The organism is Pseudomonas sp. QC2 (genome assembly GCF_002859085.1).
Lineage (GTDB): Bacteria > Pseudomonadota > Gammaproteobacteria > Pseudomonadales > Pseudomonadaceae > Aquipseudomonas > Aquipseudomonas petroselini.
In genome coordinates this window covers 54,707-70,104 of the sequence record NZ_PKKS01000011.1, presented here as the reverse complement: position 1 = coordinate 70,104, position 15,398 = coordinate 54,707, and the positions used below count along the sequence as shown (strand labels likewise).

The 15,398-nt window shown below is 60.3% G+C and carries 16 protein-coding genes; 12 read left to right on the top strand and 4 right to left on the bottom strand.

Annotation, left to right across the window (positions count from 1 at the left end):
• Complete coding sequence (locus QCBJ_RS11410; protein WP_015885700.1) at positions 1–813, bottom strand: inner membrane protein YpjD; 813 nt, start codon at positions 811–813, stop codon at positions 1–3.
• A gap of 234 nt (positions 814–1,047) precedes the next feature.
• On the opposite strand from QCBJ_RS11410, the gene ffh reads away from it, so the two are divergent.
• From ffh to thrC, 9 genes are all read left to right on the top strand, one after another.
• The gene (ffh, locus tag QCBJ_RS11405) at positions 1,048–2,424 is read left to right on the top strand and encodes a signal recognition particle protein (RefSeq protein ID WP_010207982.1); all 1,377 of its coding nucleotides are present in this window, start codon (positions 1,048–1,050) and stop codon (positions 2,422–2,424) included.
• Positions 2,425–2,675: 251 nt separating this feature from the next.
• Positions 2,676–2,927: a 30S ribosomal protein S16 gene (gene rpsP, locus QCBJ_RS11400; protein WP_003175899.1), complete on the top strand. Its 252-nt coding sequence runs from the start codon at positions 2,676–2,678 to the stop codon at positions 2,925–2,927.
• A 5-nt stretch (positions 2,928–2,932) separates the two neighbouring features.
• Entirely contained in the window at positions 2,933–3,469 is a 537-nt protein-coding gene (rimM, locus tag QCBJ_RS11395) for a ribosome maturation factor RimM (RefSeq protein ID WP_102060846.1), read from the top strand.
• A complete protein-coding gene (gene trmD, locus QCBJ_RS11390) occupies positions 3,451–4,224 on the top strand; it encodes a tRNA (guanosine(37)-N1)-methyltransferase TrmD (RefSeq protein ID WP_173390389.1) in 774 nt (257 codons plus the stop codon). The genes rimM and trmD overlap by 19 nt, the downstream gene beginning before the upstream one ends.
• A gap of 45 nt (positions 4,225–4,269) precedes the next feature.
• Entirely contained in the window at positions 4,270–4,620 is a 351-nt protein-coding gene (gene rplS, locus QCBJ_RS11385) for a 50S ribosomal protein L19 (protein ID WP_003175895.1), read from the top strand.
• Positions 4,621–4,994: 374 nt separating this feature from the next.
• The gene (gene xerD, locus QCBJ_RS11380) at positions 4,995–5,891 is read left to right on the top strand and encodes a site-specific tyrosine recombinase XerD (RefSeq protein WP_015885697.1); all 897 of its coding nucleotides are present in this window, start codon (positions 4,995–4,997) and stop codon (positions 5,889–5,891) included.
• A gap of 141 nt (positions 5,892–6,032) precedes the next feature.
• On the top strand, positions 6,033–6,764 hold the full coding sequence (locus QCBJ_RS11375; protein WP_015885696.1) for a thioredoxin fold domain-containing protein: 732 nt from the start codon (positions 6,033–6,035) through the stop codon (positions 6,762–6,764).
• A 129-nt stretch (positions 6,765–6,893) separates the two neighbouring features.
• Positions 6,894–8,198, top strand: coding sequence for a homoserine dehydrogenase (locus tag QCBJ_RS11370; RefSeq protein WP_025854832.1), 1,305 nt, complete (start codon positions 6,894–6,896; stop codon positions 8,196–8,198).
• A gap of 67 nt (positions 8,199–8,265) precedes the next feature.
• Positions 8,266–9,675 (top strand): threonine synthase, encoded by a 1,410-nt coding sequence (gene thrC / locus QCBJ_RS11365; RefSeq protein WP_102060845.1) that lies wholly within the window; start codon positions 8,266–8,268, stop codon positions 9,673–9,675.
• Between the two features lie 87 nt (positions 9,676–9,762).
• On the opposite strand, the gene QCBJ_RS11360 is transcribed toward thrC, so the two are convergent.
• Positions 9,763–9,963 (bottom strand): hypothetical protein, encoded by a 201-nt coding sequence (locus QCBJ_RS11360; RefSeq protein WP_043205840.1) that lies wholly within the window; start codon positions 9,961–9,963, stop codon positions 9,763–9,765.
• Between the two features lie 318 nt (positions 9,964–10,281).
• Here QCBJ_RS11360 and QCBJ_RS11355 point away from each other — a divergent pair, with 318 nt between their 5' ends.
• Positions 10,282–10,566 (top strand): DUF3509 domain-containing protein, encoded by a 285-nt coding sequence (locus QCBJ_RS11355; RefSeq protein WP_043205838.1) that lies wholly within the window; start codon positions 10,282–10,284, stop codon positions 10,564–10,566.
• A 170-nt stretch (positions 10,567–10,736) separates the two neighbouring features.
• Here the strand turns inward: QCBJ_RS11355 and QCBJ_RS11350 are convergent, their stop codons facing one another.
• Positions 10,737–11,609, bottom strand: coding sequence for a TIGR02285 family protein (locus QCBJ_RS11350; RefSeq protein ID WP_102060844.1), 873 nt, complete (start codon positions 11,607–11,609; stop codon positions 10,737–10,739).
• Positions 11,609–12,808 carry a CaiB/BaiF CoA-transferase family protein gene (locus QCBJ_RS11345; RefSeq protein WP_015885691.1) on the bottom strand — a complete coding sequence of 400 codons (1,200 nt, stop codon included), beginning with the start codon at positions 12,806–12,808 and terminating at the stop codon, positions 11,609–11,611. The genes QCBJ_RS11350 and QCBJ_RS11345 overlap by 1 nt, the downstream gene beginning before the upstream one ends.
• 148 nt (positions 12,809–12,956) lie before the next feature.
• Here QCBJ_RS11345 and QCBJ_RS11340 point away from each other — a divergent pair, with 148 nt between their 5' ends.
• Positions 12,957–13,499 carry a YaeQ family protein gene (locus tag QCBJ_RS11340; protein ID WP_003193952.1) on the top strand — a complete coding sequence of 181 codons (543 nt, stop codon included), beginning with the start codon at positions 12,957–12,959 and terminating at the stop codon, positions 13,497–13,499.
• A gap of 156 nt (positions 13,500–13,655) precedes the next feature.
• Positions 13,656–15,365, top strand: coding sequence for a single-stranded-DNA-specific exonuclease RecJ (recJ, locus tag QCBJ_RS11335; RefSeq protein ID WP_102060843.1), 1,710 nt, complete (start codon positions 13,656–13,658; stop codon positions 15,363–15,365).
• The last annotated feature ends 33 nt before the right edge of the window (positions 15,366–15,398 follow it).

The following is a 15,398-nucleotide window of genomic DNA, read 5'->3' as shown; positions in this document are numbered from 1 at the left end:
TCAGATATGCAGGATGTATTCGCGAACCAGCTTGCTGCCGAAATAGGCCAGCATCAGCAGGCAGAAACCGGCCAGCGTCCAGCGGATCGCCTTGTGCCCGCGCCAGCCGAGGCGGTTGCGGCCCCACAGCAAGACGCTGAACACCACCCAGGCCAGGCACGCCAGCAGGGTTTTGTGCACAAGGTGCTGGGCGAACAGGTTTTCGACAAACAGCCAGCCGGAGATCAACGACAACGACAGCAGCGTCCAGCCGGCCCACAGGAAGCCGAACAGCAGGCTTTCCATGGTTTGCAACGGCGGGAAGTTCTTGATCAGCCCGGAGGGGTGCTTGTGCTTGAGCTGGTGGTCCTGCAACAGCAGGAGCAGGGCCTGGAACACCGCGATGGTGAACATGCCGTAGGCCAGGATCGACAGCAGGATGTGCGCGAGGATGCCCGGTTCTTCATCAATCACCTGCACCGTGCCGGTGGGCGCGAATTGCGCCAGCAGCACCGTCAGCACGCCCAGCGGGAATAACAGCACCAGCAGGTTCTCGACGGGAATCCGATAGCAGGCCATCAGGGTCAGTGCGATGACGGCGGCGGCAATCAGGCTGGCGGCGCTGAAAAAATCCAGGCCCAGGCCGACGGGCGTCATCAGGTGGGTAAACAAACTGGCAGCGTGAGCCAGCAGGGCGAGGACGCCAAGGCCCACCAGCAGGCGTTTGTCCGCCTTGGTGCCTTGGGCCAGACGAGTGCCCTGATAGAAAGTCGCAGCGGCATACAAAATGGCGGCGGCGAGGCTGGGTAGCAAACTGGGTGACAAAGGGAGCATAAATCCTGTTAAGCAGGCCCGAAAGGCGCTGAGTTTGGCATACCCCTGCGTAACACGAAAGACTCCCGGACCAGACAGCGGGTGTGCATGGGCGCAGTCTTCGCTATAATCCGCGACCTGCCCACGCCGCAGGCTCGCCGAGCGCTGTTTTTAATAGCGATTTACCGCAGCCTGGGCCGCCATTACCTCGGTCTACCAATGCATTTCGATGAATAGGGCCTGAAAGGATCGCGCATGTTTGAAAACTTGACTGACCGTCTCTCGCAGACGCTGCGCCACGTAACCGGCAAGGCCAAGCTGACCGAGGACAATATTAAAGACACCCTGCGCGAAGTGCGCATGGCGTTGCTGGAAGCCGACGTCGCCTTGCCGGTGGTAAAGGACTTCGTCAACTCGGTCAAAGAGCGCGCAGTGGGCACCGAAGTGTCCCGCAGCCTGACCCCGGGCCAGGCGTTTGTGAAGATCGTCCAGGCCGAACTCGAAAGCCTGATGGGCGCGGCCAACGAAGACTTGAACCTCAGCGCCGTGCCACCGGCCGTCGTGCTGATGGCGGGTCTGCAGGGTGCGGGTAAGACCACCACCGCCGGCAAGCTGGCGCGCTTCCTTAAAGAGCGCAAGAAAAAGTCCGTGATGGTGGTGTCGGCCGACGTCTACCGTCCAGCGGCCATCAAGCAGTTGGAAATGCTCGCGGGCGAAGTGGGCGTGACCTTCTTCCCGTCCGACCTGAGCCAGAAGCCGGTCGACATCGCCAACGCCGCTATTAAAGAAGCCAAGCTCAAGTTCATCGACGTGGTCATCGTCGATACCGCCGGTCGCCTGCACATCGACGAAGAGATGATGGGCGAGATCAAGGCGCTGCATGCCGCGATCAACCCGGTCGAGACGCTGTTCGTGGTCGACGCCATGACCGGCCAGGATGCGGCCAACACCGCCAAGGCCTTCGGCGACGCACTGCCACTGACCGGCGTGATCCTGACCAAGGTCGACGGCGATGCTCGTGGCGGTGCCGCGCTGTCGGTGCGTGCCATCACCGGCAAGCCGATCAAGTTCATCGGTATGGGCGAGAAGAGCGACGCGCTCGAGCCGTTCCACCCGGAGCGTATCGCCTCGCGCATCCTCGGCATGGGCGACGTGCTCAGCCTGATCGAACAGGCCGAAGCGACCCTCGACAAGGACAAGGCCGATAAGCTGGCCAAGAAGCTGAAGAAGGGCAAGGGCTTCGACCTCGAAGACTTCCGCGACCAGCTGCAACAAATGAAGAACATGGGCGGCCTCGGCGGCTTGATGGACAAACTGCCGAACATCGGCGGTGTGAACCTGGCGCAAATGGGCAATGCCCAGGGCGCGGCAGAGAAGCAGTTCAAGCAGATGGAAGCCATCATCAACTCCATGACCCCGGCCGAGCGCCGCGACCCTGAGCTGATCAGCGGTTCGCGCAAACGTCGGATCGCCATGGGTTCCGGCACGCAGGTGCAGGACATCGGTCGCTTGATCAAGCAGCACAAGCAGATGCAGAAGATGATGAAGAAGTTCTCCGCAAAAGGCGGAATGGCCAAGATGATGCGCGGCATGGGCGGTATGTTGCCCGGCGGTGGCATGCCTAAAATGTAAAGTATTCGAGCGGGAGCCCGGCTCCTGCTCCGACCCACAGGGATGTGGGATCTCCAGCAAACCCGCCGTTGGCGGGCGCTGACTCGCCGTTTTAATCGACGGCTCTATAGCAGATCTGAATGGCACGCTGATAGGCGCCAGAAAAAGACATTTGCAAAAGTCCGGATATTCCTTAGAATATGCGGCCTTTCGGGCACCTATGCCCGCTGTGCATTTAGATTTGCAGCACCGACTACAGGAACGATGTTCACATGCTAACAATCCGTCTTGCCCTTGGCGGCTCCAAAAAGCGCCCGTTTTACCACTTGACCGTAACCGACAGCCGCAACCCGCGCGACGGTTCGCACAAGGAACAGGTTGGTTTCTTCAACCCTGTTGCTCGTGGTCAAGAAGTTCGTCTGTCCGTGAACCAAGAGCGCGTAGCCTACTGGCTGAGCGTGGGTGCACAGCCATCCGAGCGCGTTGCAAAACTGTTGAAGGACTCGGCTAAGGCCGCAGCCTGAGCAATATGAACGCGACGCCAGCTGTTGCTGATGATTTGATCGTTATCGGCAAGATTTACTCTGTTCATGGCGTTCGCGGCGAAGTGAAGGTGTATTCCTTTACTGATCCGACTGAAAACCTGTTGCAGTACAAGACCTGGACGCTCAAGCGCGAAGGTAGTGTGAAACAGGTCGAGCTGGTCAGTGGACGCGGGAGCGATAAGTTCCTGGTCGCAAAGCTCAAGGGTCTTGATGACCGTGAAGAAGCTCGTCTTCTGGCCGGTTATGAGATCTGCGTGCCGCGCAACCTGTTCCCTGAATTGACCGACGGCGAGTACTACTGGTACCAGCTGGAAGGTCTGAAGGTTATTGATCAACTCGGGCAATTGTTCGGGAAAATCGATCATCTTCTGGAAACCGGCGCCAATGATGTAATGGTGGTCAAGCCTTGCGCTGGCAGCCTGGATGATCGCGAACGCCTGTTGCCTTATACGAAGCAATGCGTGTTTGCTGTCGACCTGGAAGCAGGCGAGATGAAGGTGGAATGGGACGCGGACTTCTAAGCGTGGCTAATTTGCGCATTGAAGTGATCAGTTTGTTTCCCGAGATGTTCTCCGCCATCAGCGAGTACGGCATCACCAGTCGGGCGGTGAAACAGGGGCTGTTGCAGCTTACCTGTTGGAACCCGCGAGACTACACGACGGATCGACATCACACTGTGGACGATCGCCCATTTGGCGGTGGCCCGGGCATGGTGATGAAGATCAAGCCCCTGGAAGACGCGTTGGCTCAGGCCAAGGCCGCCGCCGGGGAGAAGGCGAAGGTAATTTACCTGTCCCCTCAAGGCCGCCAGCTGAAACAGGCTGGGGTGCGCGAACTGGCGAATGAGGAAGCACTGATCCTGATTGCCGGTCGCTATGAAGGCATTGACGAGCGCTTTATTGAGGCTCATGTCGATGAAGAGTGGTCGATTGGGGACTATGTCCTGTCTGGCGGTGAGCTGCCGGCGATGGTCCTGATAGATGCGGTTACACGACTGCTGCCTGGAGCTTTAGGGCATGCGGACTCCGCGGAGGAAGATTCCTTCACGGATGGTTTGCTGGATTGCCCGCACTACACCCGTCCGGAGGTGTATGCGGATCAGCGTGTTCCCGACGTATTGCTAAGTGGCAATCACGCACACATCCGGCGTTGGCGTTTACAGCAGTCCCTTGGTCGGACCTATGAACGACGCGCCGATCTTCTGGAAAGCCGCTCGCTTTCTGGAGAAGAGAAGAAGCTGCTCGAGGAATACATCCTCGCGCGGGACGATAGTTAACAACGTATCGATGGTAGGTCCATTGACTTACCTTAGGAGCACAGCATGACTAACAAAATCATCCTTGCACTCGAAGCAGAGCAGATGACCAAAGAGATCCCTACCTTTGCCCCGGGCGACACTATTGTCGTTCAGGTGAAAGTGAAGGAAGGCGACCGTTCGCGTCTGCAAGCGTTCGAAGGCGTGGTAATCGCCAAGCGTAACCGTGGTGTGAACAGTGCTTTCACTGTTCGTAAAATCTCCAACGGTGTTGGCGTAGAGCGTACTTTCCAGACCTACAGCCCGCAAATCGACAGCATGGCCGTCAAGCGTCGCGGTGACGTACGTAAAGCCAAGCTGTACTACCTGCGTGACCTGTCCGGTAAAGCAGCTCGCATCAAGGAAAAACTGGCTTAAGTCCAGCTTCCCGATGCAGAAAAAAGCAGCCTACGGGCTGCTTTTTTGTGCCTGAAATTTGTTAACTATTCGCCGCTGACACAGCCTGGATGGCTACACCTCTTTGTAGTGAGCGGGCTTGCCCCGCGCTGGGCTGCGAAGCGGCCCCAAACCAGGCGAATTGGCTCTATCTGGAGCGCGGCAGTGCTTTTATTGGGGCCGCTTCGCAGCACGGCGCGGGGCAAGCCCGCTCACTACAGTGTTGTGTATCTACCTACGGCTATCGCAGGCTGTGTTGCCTGCCCCCCATGTTGTGACCGACGATGATCCACTGTGGGAGCGGGCTTGCCTGCGATAGGATCTGACAGACGCCACATAATTTTGCCTGAGCCCCCATGCCCGCCATTGACCACCCCCTGATCGACCGCTTCCTCGACGCCCTCTGGCTGGAAAAAGGCCTGTCGGACAACACTCGCCAGGCTTATCGCAGCGACCTGGCGCTGTTCAATGGCTGGTTGCAGGAGAAAAACCTCGAACTGATCAACGCCGGCCGCGAGCTGATCCTCGATCACCTGGCCTGGCGCCTGGAGCAGAACTACAAGCCGCGCTCCACGGCGCGATTCCTCTCGGGTGTGCGTGGGTTTTATCGCTATCTGCTGCGAGAAAAACTGATCGCCCTCGACCCCACCCTGCAAGTCGAGATGCCGCAACTCGGTAGGCCATTGCCCAAGTCCCTGTCGGAAGCCGACGTGGATGCCTTGCTCGCCGCCCCTGACCTGAGCGAAGCCATCGGCCAGCGTGACCGCGCCATGCTCGAAGTGTTGTATGCCTGCGGGCTGCGGGTGACCGAGCTGATCAGCCTGACCCTGGAGCAAGTGAACCTGCGCCAGGGCGTGCTGCGAGTAATGGGCAAGGGCAGCAAGGAGCGGCTGGTGCCGATGGGTGAGGAGGCGATTGTGTGGGTGGAGCGCTATATGCGCGATGCGCGTGGCGAACTGCTGGGCGGGCGCCCCAGTGATGTGCTGTTCCCCAGCTTGCGCGGCGAGCAGATGACTCGCCAGACCTTCTGGCATCGCATCAAGCACCAGGCCAAGGTCGCTGGAATCGGCAAGGCCCTGTCGCCCCATACCCTGCGGCATGCATTCGCCACCCATTTGCTCAACCACGGCGCCGATTTGCGGGTGGTGCAAATGCTCCTCGGGCACAGCGACTTATCCACAACCCAGATCTACACCCACGTGGCGCGCGCGCGCTTGCAGGATATGCACGCCAAGCACCACCCGCGGGGGTGAAAACCGCCATTTTATCCCGCCACGGGCTGCCCTGCGGCCCAACTGTGGTAGGCTTTGCCGGTTAGCAAAGGGGACGGCCCACACCCGGGTTTCATATCGGCGTACCTGCACCCGTCCTTGCATCTGCCTTCAGGAGTTCCCATGCGCTTGACCCAGATTATTGCCGCCGCAGCCATTGCGTTGGTTTCCACCTTTGTTGTCGCCGATGACGCGGCCGAGCAGACCATTCGCAAGAGCCTGGCCAACTTGGAGCTCGACACGCCGATCGAAAGCATCAGCGCCAGCCCGATGGCCGGCCTGTACGAAGTCAAGCTCAAGGGCAGCCGCGTGCTGTACGCCAGTGCCGACGGCCAGTACATCGTGCAGGGCTACCTGTTCCAGTTGAAGGACGGCAAGCCGGTCAACCTGACCGAGAAGGCCGAGCGCCTGGGCGTGTCCAAGCTGATCAACGGCATCCCGGTGGCTGAAACCGTGGTGTACCCGGCCATCGGCGAGACCAAGACGCACATCACCGTGTTCACCGACACCACCTGCCCGTACTGCCACAAGCTTCACGCCGAAGTGCCTGCGCTGAACAAGCTGGGCGTGGAAGTACGCTATGTAGCGTTCCCGCGCCAGGGCCTGGGTTCGCCGGGTGACGAGCAGTTGCAAGCCGTATGGTGCTCAGCCGACAAGAAGGCGGCCATGGACAAGATGGTCGACGGCAAGGAAATCAAGGCGGCCAAATGCGCCAACCCGGTTTCCAAGCAGTTCGCCCTGGGCCAGTCCATTGGCGTGAACGGTACACCGGCCATCGTTTTGGCTGACGGCCAGGTGATTCCGGGCTACCAGCCGGCACCACAAGTTGCCAAACTGGCGCTGAGTGCCAAATAAACCAGCATCGTCGAACCTTTGACGATCATGGCCCGTGGCTAAGTCGACGGGCCATTAATTGAAAGCCGCAGTTGTGCGGCTGTTTTCCACGGCCGACCTAGCGTCGGCCGTTTCATGGGGAGTTCTTCAGTGAAACCGGTCAAAGTAGGCATCTGTGGGTTAGGGACCGTCGGTGGCGGCACCTTCAACGTACTTCAGCGTAATGCTGAAGAAATTTCCCGTCGCGCAGGCCGCGGGATTGAAGTGGCGCAAATTGCCACGCGTTCGCCAAAGCCTCAGTTCCAAACGACCGGTATTGCGATTACCAACGATGTCTTCGCCGTTGCCACCAACCCTGAAATCGATATCGTCATCGAGCTGGTCGGTGGCTACACCGTGGCCCGCGAGCTGGTGCTCAAGGCCATCGAGAACGGCAAGCACGTGGTCACCGCCAACAAGGCGCTGATCGCCGTGCACGGTAACGAGATCTTCGCCAAGGCGCGCGAGAAGGGCGTGATCGTGGCGTTCGAAGCCGCCGTGGCCGGTGGCATCCCGGTGATCAAGGCGATCCGTGAAGGCCTGTCCGCCAACCGTATCAACTGGGTCGCCGGCATCATCAACGGCACCGGTAACTTCATCCTCACCGAAATGCGCGAGAAGGGCCGTACCTTCGAAGACGTGCTGGCCGAAGCCCAGGCCCTGGGTTATGCCGAAGCCGACCCGACGTTTGACGTGGAAGGCATCGACGCGGCGCACAAACTGACCATCCTGGCGTCCATTGCCTTTGGTATCCCGCTGCAGTTCGACAAGGCCTACACCGAAGGCATCACCAAGCTGACCACCGCCGACGTGAACTACGCCGAAGCCTTGGGTTATCGCATCAAGCACCTGGGCGTGGCGCGCAGCACACCGGCCGGTATCGAGTTGCGTGTACACCCGACGCTGATCCCGGCCGACCGCCTGATCGCCAACGTCAATGGCGTGATGAACGCGGTGATGGTCAACGGTGATGCCGCGGGTTCGACGCTGTTCTACGGCGCCGGTGCCGGCATGGAGCCGACCGCTTCGTCGGTGATCGCCGACCTGGTGGACGTGGTCCGCGCCATGACCAGCGACCCGGAAAACCGCGTGCCGCACCTGGCCTTCCAGCCGGATTCGCTGTCGGCCCACCCGATCCTGCCGATCGAAGCCTGCGAAAGCGCCTACTACCTGCGCATCCAGGCCCAAGACCATCCGGGCGTGTTGGCCCAGGTCGCCAGCATCCTGTCGGAGCGCGGCATCAACATCGAGTCGATCATGCAGAAGGAAGTCGAGGAGCAAAACGGCCAGGTGCCGATGATCCTGCTGACTCACCGCGTGCTCGAACAGCACATCAACGATGCTATCGCCGCGCTGGAAGCCCTGCAGGGCGTCGTCGGGCCGGTGGTGCGGATTCGCGTCGAACACCTGAACTAATGGTTTTGTTGCAAGGGCCCCGCAGGTTCGGCGGCCCTTGTTCAAGAATGCTCTAGAGGAGCCAGTCATGCGTTATATCAGCACCCGCGGCCAGGCACCGGCCCTGAATTTCGAAGATGTCTTGCTGGCAGGCCTTGCCACTGACGGCGGCCTGTATGTGCCGGAAAACCTGCCACGCTTCACCCAGGAAGAAATCGCTTCGTGGGCCGGCCTGCCATACCACGAGCTGGCCTTCCGGGTGATGCGCCCGTTCGTCACCGGCAGCATTCCCGATGCGGACTTTAAAAAGATTCTGGAAGAGACCTACGGCGTGTTTTCCCACAGCGCCATCGCGCCTCTGCGCCAGCTGAATGGCAACGAGTGGGTGCTTGAACTGTTCCACGGTCCGACCCTGGCGTTCAAGGACTTCGCCCTGCAACTGCTCGGTCGTTTGCTGGATTATGTGCTGGAGAAGCGCGGTGAGCGCGTGGTGATCATTGGCGCCACCTCCGGTGACACTGGTTCGGCCGCCATCGAAGGCTGCAAGCACTGCGAAAACGTCGACATCTTCATCTTGCACCCGCACAAGCGCGTGTCGGAAGTGCAGCGTCGCCAGATGACCACCATTTTTGGCGAGAACATCCACAACATCGCCATCGAAGGCAACTTCGATGACTGCCAGGAAATGGTCAAGAACAGCTTCGCCGACCAGAGCTTCCTGAAAGGCACGCGCCTGGTGGCGGTGAACTCGATCAACTGGGCGCGGATCATGGCCCAGATCGTCTACTACTTCCATGCCTCCCTGCAGTTGGGCGGGCCGGCGCGTTCGGTGTCGTTCTCGGTGCCAACCGGCAACTTCGGCGACATCTTCGCCGGTTACCTGGCGCGCAACATGGGCCTGCCGATCAACCAGTTGATCGTCGCCACCAACCGCAATGACATCCTGCACCGCTTCATGAGCGGCAACCAGTACGTCAAGGAAACCCTGCACGCGACCCTGTCGCCGTCGATGGACATCATGGTTTCTTCGAACTTCGAGCGCCTGCTGTTCGACATGCACGGCCGCAACGGCGCGGCGATTGCCGGCTTGATGGACACCTTCAAGAGCGGTGGCGGTTTCAGCGTTGACGAAGAGCGCTGGACAGAAACCCGCAAGCTGTTCGACTCGCTGGCCGTGGACGACGCACAGACCTGCGAAACCATCGCTGAAGTCTACGCCCAGACCGGCGAGCTGCTCGACCCGCACACCGCCATCGGTGTGAAGGCCGCGCGCGAATGCCGTCGCAGCCTGGACATCCCGATGGTGATACTCGGCACCGCGCACCCGGTGAAATTCCCGGAAGCGGTGGAGAAGGCCGGGGTTGCCAAGGCACTGGAATTGCCGGTGCACCTGGCAAACCTGTTCGAGCGTGAAGAGCGTTGCACCGTATTGGCCAATGACCTGAAGGCTGTGCAGGCGTTTGTGAGCCAGCACGGCAACCGGGGTAAGCCGCTGTAACGCACACCGCGTAGACAAAAACGCCGCTTTCCCTTCCTTGGGTCAGCGGCGTTTTTTGTTTTGGCAGGCCCCACTTGGCGCAAGCGACTAGGTGAGCAGTTTCTGCACGATGGCCAATACGGTGCTGAACGCTGTAAACATGGCCATGACGACCCCTAAGGGATACCAGAAATTCTCACGGGTTATCTTGTGTGTCTCAGCAGTGAGTTTGCGTTGCTCCGCATAAATGCGTGATATGTCGGCGTGAATCTTCTCTAACGCAGCTTGCTCTTTATCGTGTTCCAGCATCGTCTTTATCCTTCGCAATCAACAAGGGCCTTCTGACCTGCGCGTTTATCTGCGTGGCGGAGCCACCGGCGCTCACCGAGTATAGGATTCACCTCTGGTCCGAGCCTTCGGCAAACCTCAAAACGGCCCACCATTGCGTAAGCACTTGTGTGCGTCCGTTTTTTGGTTGTCATGTTGCAAGCGCATGCTGGAATCCGTCACCCCCTGACGGCCCCATAAAGACGATAAAGCGAACTTTCCTACGTCACAAACAGTCACTTAGGATAGATGCAGCTCCCGTTGAAACGATTGTTCCCGAACTATTGAGTGGTGATCGAGATGGAAAGTATCAGCCTATTGCTCGAAGAAGCACTGAGCCCTTATCAGGTTACGCTGACCACCTCTGGTGTGCAGGGCGAGTGCCTGGTGACGGTGAAGAATCCTGCTGGCGCTATCGTGGTCGAGCGTGAAGTCGATCGTGCGCAACTGATGGACAAGCGCGTGCTGGTGGATGTGGTGGATTGCCTGTTGCGCGACCTCAAGATTGCCGAAGGGCGCCTGGAACCGTCGGTCATTGCAGCCTTGCGCAATGCTGCCCAGACGCGCAGCCCCGCCGTCGCATGAAGAATTGTTTAACTGTGGAAACTTCCTACAACGTGGCCGGTCAGATTTCGTAACAGCAAGAGCAAACATTGTGCTCCGGTGTTTGTGCCTTGCTGTACTGGTCTTTGTAGGCCACGTTTAACCCCGAGGTGTCTCCCCACCCTTCGGGGTTTCTTTTTGCCTGCGATTTGTCACGGTTCGGGTGAGTCCTGGAAAAAGCGCGGGTTGTCGCGCAGGTATTGTTCGCGCATGACCGGATCCAGCCAAGCAGCATAGGACTGCTGCACCTGTTCCTGTGGTATGTCGCGCAGCACCTGGTCGATTCGTTCAATGGCACGACGCCCCTGGGCGGTATCCGAACAGGCGATATGCGTACGTTGGTAGGGCATTGAGCCTTTGATCGGATAAAAGCTCAGGTCGTCCGAAGCAATCCTCTGTTGCAGCGCGTGATAGCGGATTTCCGGCCAATACCCCAACACCGCTTCCAGCCGTCCCCGGCGCTGCATTTGCAACAAGCTGCCAAGGGCGTCGTTGCCGTAATGAAGCGCCACTGTGTGTACATCGGCGTGTTTAAGCTGCTCATCGATCACCGGGCCGTAGCTGCGCTCCGCCGTGGCACCCACCCGCGTTCCACGGGCGTCGAGAAAAGCCTGCAGGTCGAACTCGCCGTCCACGATGAACGGCGCCATGGCGTCCTGTTGGCTGCGCCGTATCGCGATGCCATTGCTGGGGGTAACGAACGCCTGGCGAGAAAACACCACGTACTTGGCCCGTTCCGGCGTCCACAGCAGCGATGGATCGCAGGTGAATGAGGGTTCACTCAACATTTGCGTGCCCCGAGCGCGGTTGACGTGCAGCACCTGATGCCGGTATTCCGGCAGGCGCTCGATCAGTATCGGCAATAGTTGATCCAGCGCGCCCTGGCCTTTGCGCGGGCCTTCGAAAATGGTCAAAGGTGGCAAGTCACGCACTAGCCAGATCAGCGTGTCTTCAGCGCTGGCCGGCAGGGGCCAGCCGCAGGCGAGCATGACGCTGAGGCCTAGCTGAATAAGCCGACGAGCCATCAGATCGCGCCGTCCTCGCGTAAACGCACAATCGCGGCCGCGTCATAACCCAGGCTGCCCAGCACCGTGCTGTTATGTTCACCCAACTGTGGCCCCACCCATTCACAGCTGCCCGGCGTGTCCGACAGCTTGGGCACGATGCCCGGCATCTTGAACGCCTTGCCGTCGGGAAGCTGGGCCTTGAGGAACATCTCCCTGGCAAGGAATTGTGGGTCGCCCAGCATGTCCTCGGCACTGTAGATGCGGCTGGCAGGCACTTCGGCTTTATTCAGCCGCTCCACCACCTGATCCAGCGGCAGTGAGTTCACCCAGCGATCAATCACCCCATACAGCTCATCGCGACGGCTGTCGCGTCCGTCATTGCTGGCAAGCGAGGGATCGTTGGCCAAGTCCTCACGGCCAATGGCTGACATGAAGCGCTTGAAGATCGCGTCCCCGTTGGCGCCAATCTGCACATGCTTGCCGTCGGCGCTGGTGTGGATCGAGGAGGGCGTAATACCGGGCATGATGTTGCCGGTGCGTTCGCGAATAAAGCCGAACACGTCGAACTCCGGGATCATGCTTTCCATCATGGCGAAGATGGCTTCATACAGCGCCACATCGACCACCTGGCCCAGGCCACCGTTGACTTCGCGATGACGCAGCGCCATCAGCGCGCCGATCACCGCCCACAACGCGGCAATCGAATCGCCGATAGAAATGCCGGTACGCACCGGCGGGCGGTCTTCGAACCCGGTGATATAGCGCAAGCCGCCCATGGATTCACCCACCGCACCAAACCCTGGCTGGTCTTTCATTGGCCCGGTCTGGCCAAAGCCGGAGAGGCGCACCATCACCAGCTTGGGGTTGAGGGCGTGCAGGGTTTCCCAACTCAGGCCGAGTTTCTCCAGCACGCCGGGGCGGAAGTTCTCGATCAGGATGTCGGCGTTGGCCAACAGCTGTTTGAGGATGGCCAGGCCGTCCGGATGCTTGAGGTTCAGCGTCAGCGATTGCTTGTTGCGCGCCTGTACAAACCACCACAGCGACGTGCCTTCGTACAGCTTGCGCCATTTGCGCAGCGGGTCGCCGCCGTCCGGCGATTCGACCTTGATCACCTCGGCGCCGAATTCCGCGCAGATACGTGAGGCGAACGGGCCGGCGATCAGGGTGCCGAGTTCGATGACTTTCAGGCCGGCAAGCGGTTTGGCATTAAACGACATGAGGATCCTTGTCTGCGCGGGGCGGTGGTGTGATGCCTTTTAACATAGGCGAGCGGCCCAGGGATAAGGATGATGCAGCGCAGGATTCGTTGAATGGCCTCGCCATCGGTTAGACTGGCCGCCTTTCCCTGTCTCTAGAAGTCCGTTCATGGCCCAGCCGTCCACGACCTACAAATTCGAACTCAACCTCACCGACCTTGACCGCTCGGTGTACGAGAGCGTTAAACAGACCATCGCCCGCCACCCTTCGGAAACCGAAGAGCGCATGACCGTACGTCTGCTGGCCTACGCCCTCTGGTACAACGAGCAGTTGGCATTCGGTCGTGGCCTGTCAGATGTAGACGAGCCAGCCCTGTGGGAAAAAAGCCTGGATGACCGGGTTTTGCACTGGATTGAAGTCGGCCAGCCGGATGCCGACCGCCTCACCTGGTGCTCGCGCCGCACCGAACGCACCAGCCTGCTGGCCTACGGCAGCCTGCGGGTGTGGGAAGGCAAGGTGGTGCCTGTGGCGAATAACCTGAAAAACGTGCACATCGCCGCCGTGCCCCAGGAAGTCCTCGAGACGCTGGCCAAGGACATGCCTCGCGTTATCAAGTGGGACGTGATGATCAGCGAAGGCACGATTTTCGTCACCGACGACCGTGGCCAGCATGAAGTCCAACTGCAATGGCTGGTCGGCGAACGCGGTTGAAACGGTGGGAGGGGGCTTGCTCCCGATCGCGGCGTTCAGTCAGCACCCCATTGACTGATACACCGTAATCGGGAGCAAGCCCCCTCCCACAATGACCTGTGTCGTTTGTAGCCTTGTTGTTTAACCGTTTTATCAAAGAGAAGCTCCCGTCGCCCCATGCGTATCGATCCTCGCCCGTTGCCTGCCGTCCTGCCGTTTCTCGGTGACTTGCCACCGCTGTTGACCCGTCTCTACGCCGCGCGCGGGGTGCAGTCCGAAGCCGAGCTGGACAAAAGCCTGGCGCGGTTGATTCCCTATCAGCGGCTCAAGGGCATCGACGCAGCGGTGGACTTGCTGGTGACCGCGTTGGAACAGCGCCAGCGTATCCTCATCGTCGGCGACTTCGACGCCGACGGCGCCACTGCCAGCACCGTAGGCACCTTGGGTCTGCGCTTGCTCGGCGCCGCCCATGTCGATTACCTGGTGCCCAACCGCTTCGAGTATGGCTACGGCCTGACCCCGGAAATCGTCGCAGTCGCGCTGCAGCGCGAGCCGCAGTTGCTGATCACTGTGGACAACGGTATCTCCAGCGTCGAAGGCGTGGCGGCGGCGAAAGCGGCCGGGCTGAAGGTGCTGGTGACTGACCACCATTTGCCTGGCGATGAATTGCCGGCGGCGGATGCCATTGTCAACCCGAACCAGCCGGGCTGTGAGTTCCCGAGCAAGGCGCTGGCCGGTGTGGGCGTGATCTTCTACGTGCTGATGGCCCTGCGGGCGCGCCTGCGCAGCTTGGGCTGGTACGAGCATAAGCCTCAACCCAACATCGGCGAACTGCTCGACCTGGTGGCCCTGGGCAGTGTGGCCGACGTAGTGCCCTTGGACGCCAACAACCGCATCCTGGTGCATCAGGGCCTGGAGCGCATCCGCGCCGGTCGCGCACGGCCGGGGATCAAGGCGATCCTTGAAGTGGCCAAGCGCGACGCGGCACGTATCACCTCCACCGACCTGGGCTTTATCCTCGGGCCGCGCCTGAATGCCGCCGGGCGCCTGGATGACATGAGCCTGGGCATCGAATGCCTGCTCACCACCGACGTTTCCGCCGCGCGTGAAATGGCCGCGCAACTGGACGGCATGAACCAGGACCGTAAATCCATCGAGCAAGGCATGCAGCGCGAGGCCCTGGCCCAGCTCAAGGACTTGCCGGTGGAGTCGATGCCCTACGGGCTGTGCCTGTTCGACCCGGAATGGCACCAAGGCGTGATCGGCATTCTCGCCTCGCGCATGAAAGAGCGCTATTTCCGCCCGACCATCGCCTTCGCTGATGCCGGAGATGGCCTGCTCAAGGGCTCAGGGCGCTCTGTGCCGGGGTTTCATATCCGCGATGCGCTGGCGGTGGTCGCCAGCCAGCATCCCCACCTGATCGCCAAATACGGCGGCCATGCCATGGCGGCCGGTTTGACGCTGCCCGAGGAAAACTTCCCGCTGTTTGCCGAGGCCTTTGATGCCGAAGTGCGTCGGCAGCTGCGCGAAGAAGACCTGACCGGGCGCCTGCTGTCCGACGGTACTCTGGCAGTGGAAGAGTTTCACCTGGAACTGGCCCGCGCATTGCGGCACGCGGGCCCTTGGGGGCAACACTTTCCCGAGCCGTTGTTTCACGGGGTGTTTCAGTTGGTGGAACAGCGCGTGGTGGGCGAGCGGCACCTGAAAGTGGTGCTCAAGAGCGAATGCGGGTCGGTGAAGCTCGACGGCATTGCGTTTGGGGTGGACCGTGAGGTCTGGCCGAACCCGACGGTGCGTTGGGTGGAGCTGGCCTATAAGCTGGATGTGAACGAGTTTCGCGGGAATGAAACCGTGCAACTGATGATCGCGCACATCGAGCCACGCTAGATCTAAGCAACACCACAAAGCCAATGTGGGAGG

Excerpts from the sequence above, each read along its gene's own strand:
- QCBJ_RS11410 (WP_015885700.1), bottom strand. The coding sequence starts at position 813 with ATGCTCCCTTTGTCACCCAGTTTGCTACCCAGCCTCGCCGCCGCCATT.
- ffh (WP_010207982.1), top strand. The coding sequence starts at position 1,048 with ATGTTTGAAAACTTGACTGACCGTCTCTCGCAGACGCTGCGCCACGTA.
- rpsP (WP_003175899.1), top strand. The coding sequence starts at position 2,676 with ATGCTAACAATCCGTCTTGCCCTTGGCGGCTCCAAAAAGCGCCCGTTT.
- rimM (WP_102060846.1), top strand. The coding sequence starts at position 2,933 with ATGAACGCGACGCCAGCTGTTGCTGATGATTTGATCGTTATCGGCAAG.
- trmD (WP_173390389.1), top strand. The coding sequence starts at position 3,451 with ATGGGACGCGGACTTCTAAGCGTGGCTAATTTGCGCATTGAAGTGATC.
- rplS (WP_003175895.1), top strand. The coding sequence starts at position 4,270 with ATGACTAACAAAATCATCCTTGCACTCGAAGCAGAGCAGATGACCAAA.
- xerD (WP_015885697.1), top strand. The coding sequence starts at position 4,995 with ATGCCCGCCATTGACCACCCCCTGATCGACCGCTTCCTCGACGCCCTC.
- QCBJ_RS11375 (WP_015885696.1), top strand. The coding sequence starts at position 6,033 with ATGCGCTTGACCCAGATTATTGCCGCCGCAGCCATTGCGTTGGTTTCC.
- thrC (WP_102060845.1), top strand. The coding sequence starts at position 8,266 with ATGCGTTATATCAGCACCCGCGGCCAGGCACCGGCCCTGAATTTCGAA.
- QCBJ_RS11360 (WP_043205840.1), bottom strand. The coding sequence starts at position 9,963 with ATGCTGGAACACGATAAAGAGCAAGCTGCGTTAGAGAAGATTCACGCC.
- QCBJ_RS11355 (WP_043205838.1), top strand. The coding sequence starts at position 10,282 with ATGGAAAGTATCAGCCTATTGCTCGAAGAAGCACTGAGCCCTTATCAG.
- QCBJ_RS11350 (WP_102060844.1), bottom strand. The coding sequence starts at position 11,609 with ATGGCTCGTCGGCTTATTCAGCTAGGCCTCAGCGTCATGCTCGCCTGC.
- QCBJ_RS11345 (WP_015885691.1), bottom strand. The coding sequence starts at position 12,808 with ATGTCGTTTAATGCCAAACCGCTTGCCGGCCTGAAAGTCATCGAACTC.
- QCBJ_RS11340 (WP_003193952.1), top strand. The coding sequence starts at position 12,957 with ATGGCCCAGCCGTCCACGACCTACAAATTCGAACTCAACCTCACCGAC.
- recJ (WP_102060843.1), top strand. The coding sequence starts at position 13,656 with ATGCGTATCGATCCTCGCCCGTTGCCTGCCGTCCTGCCGTTTCTCGGT.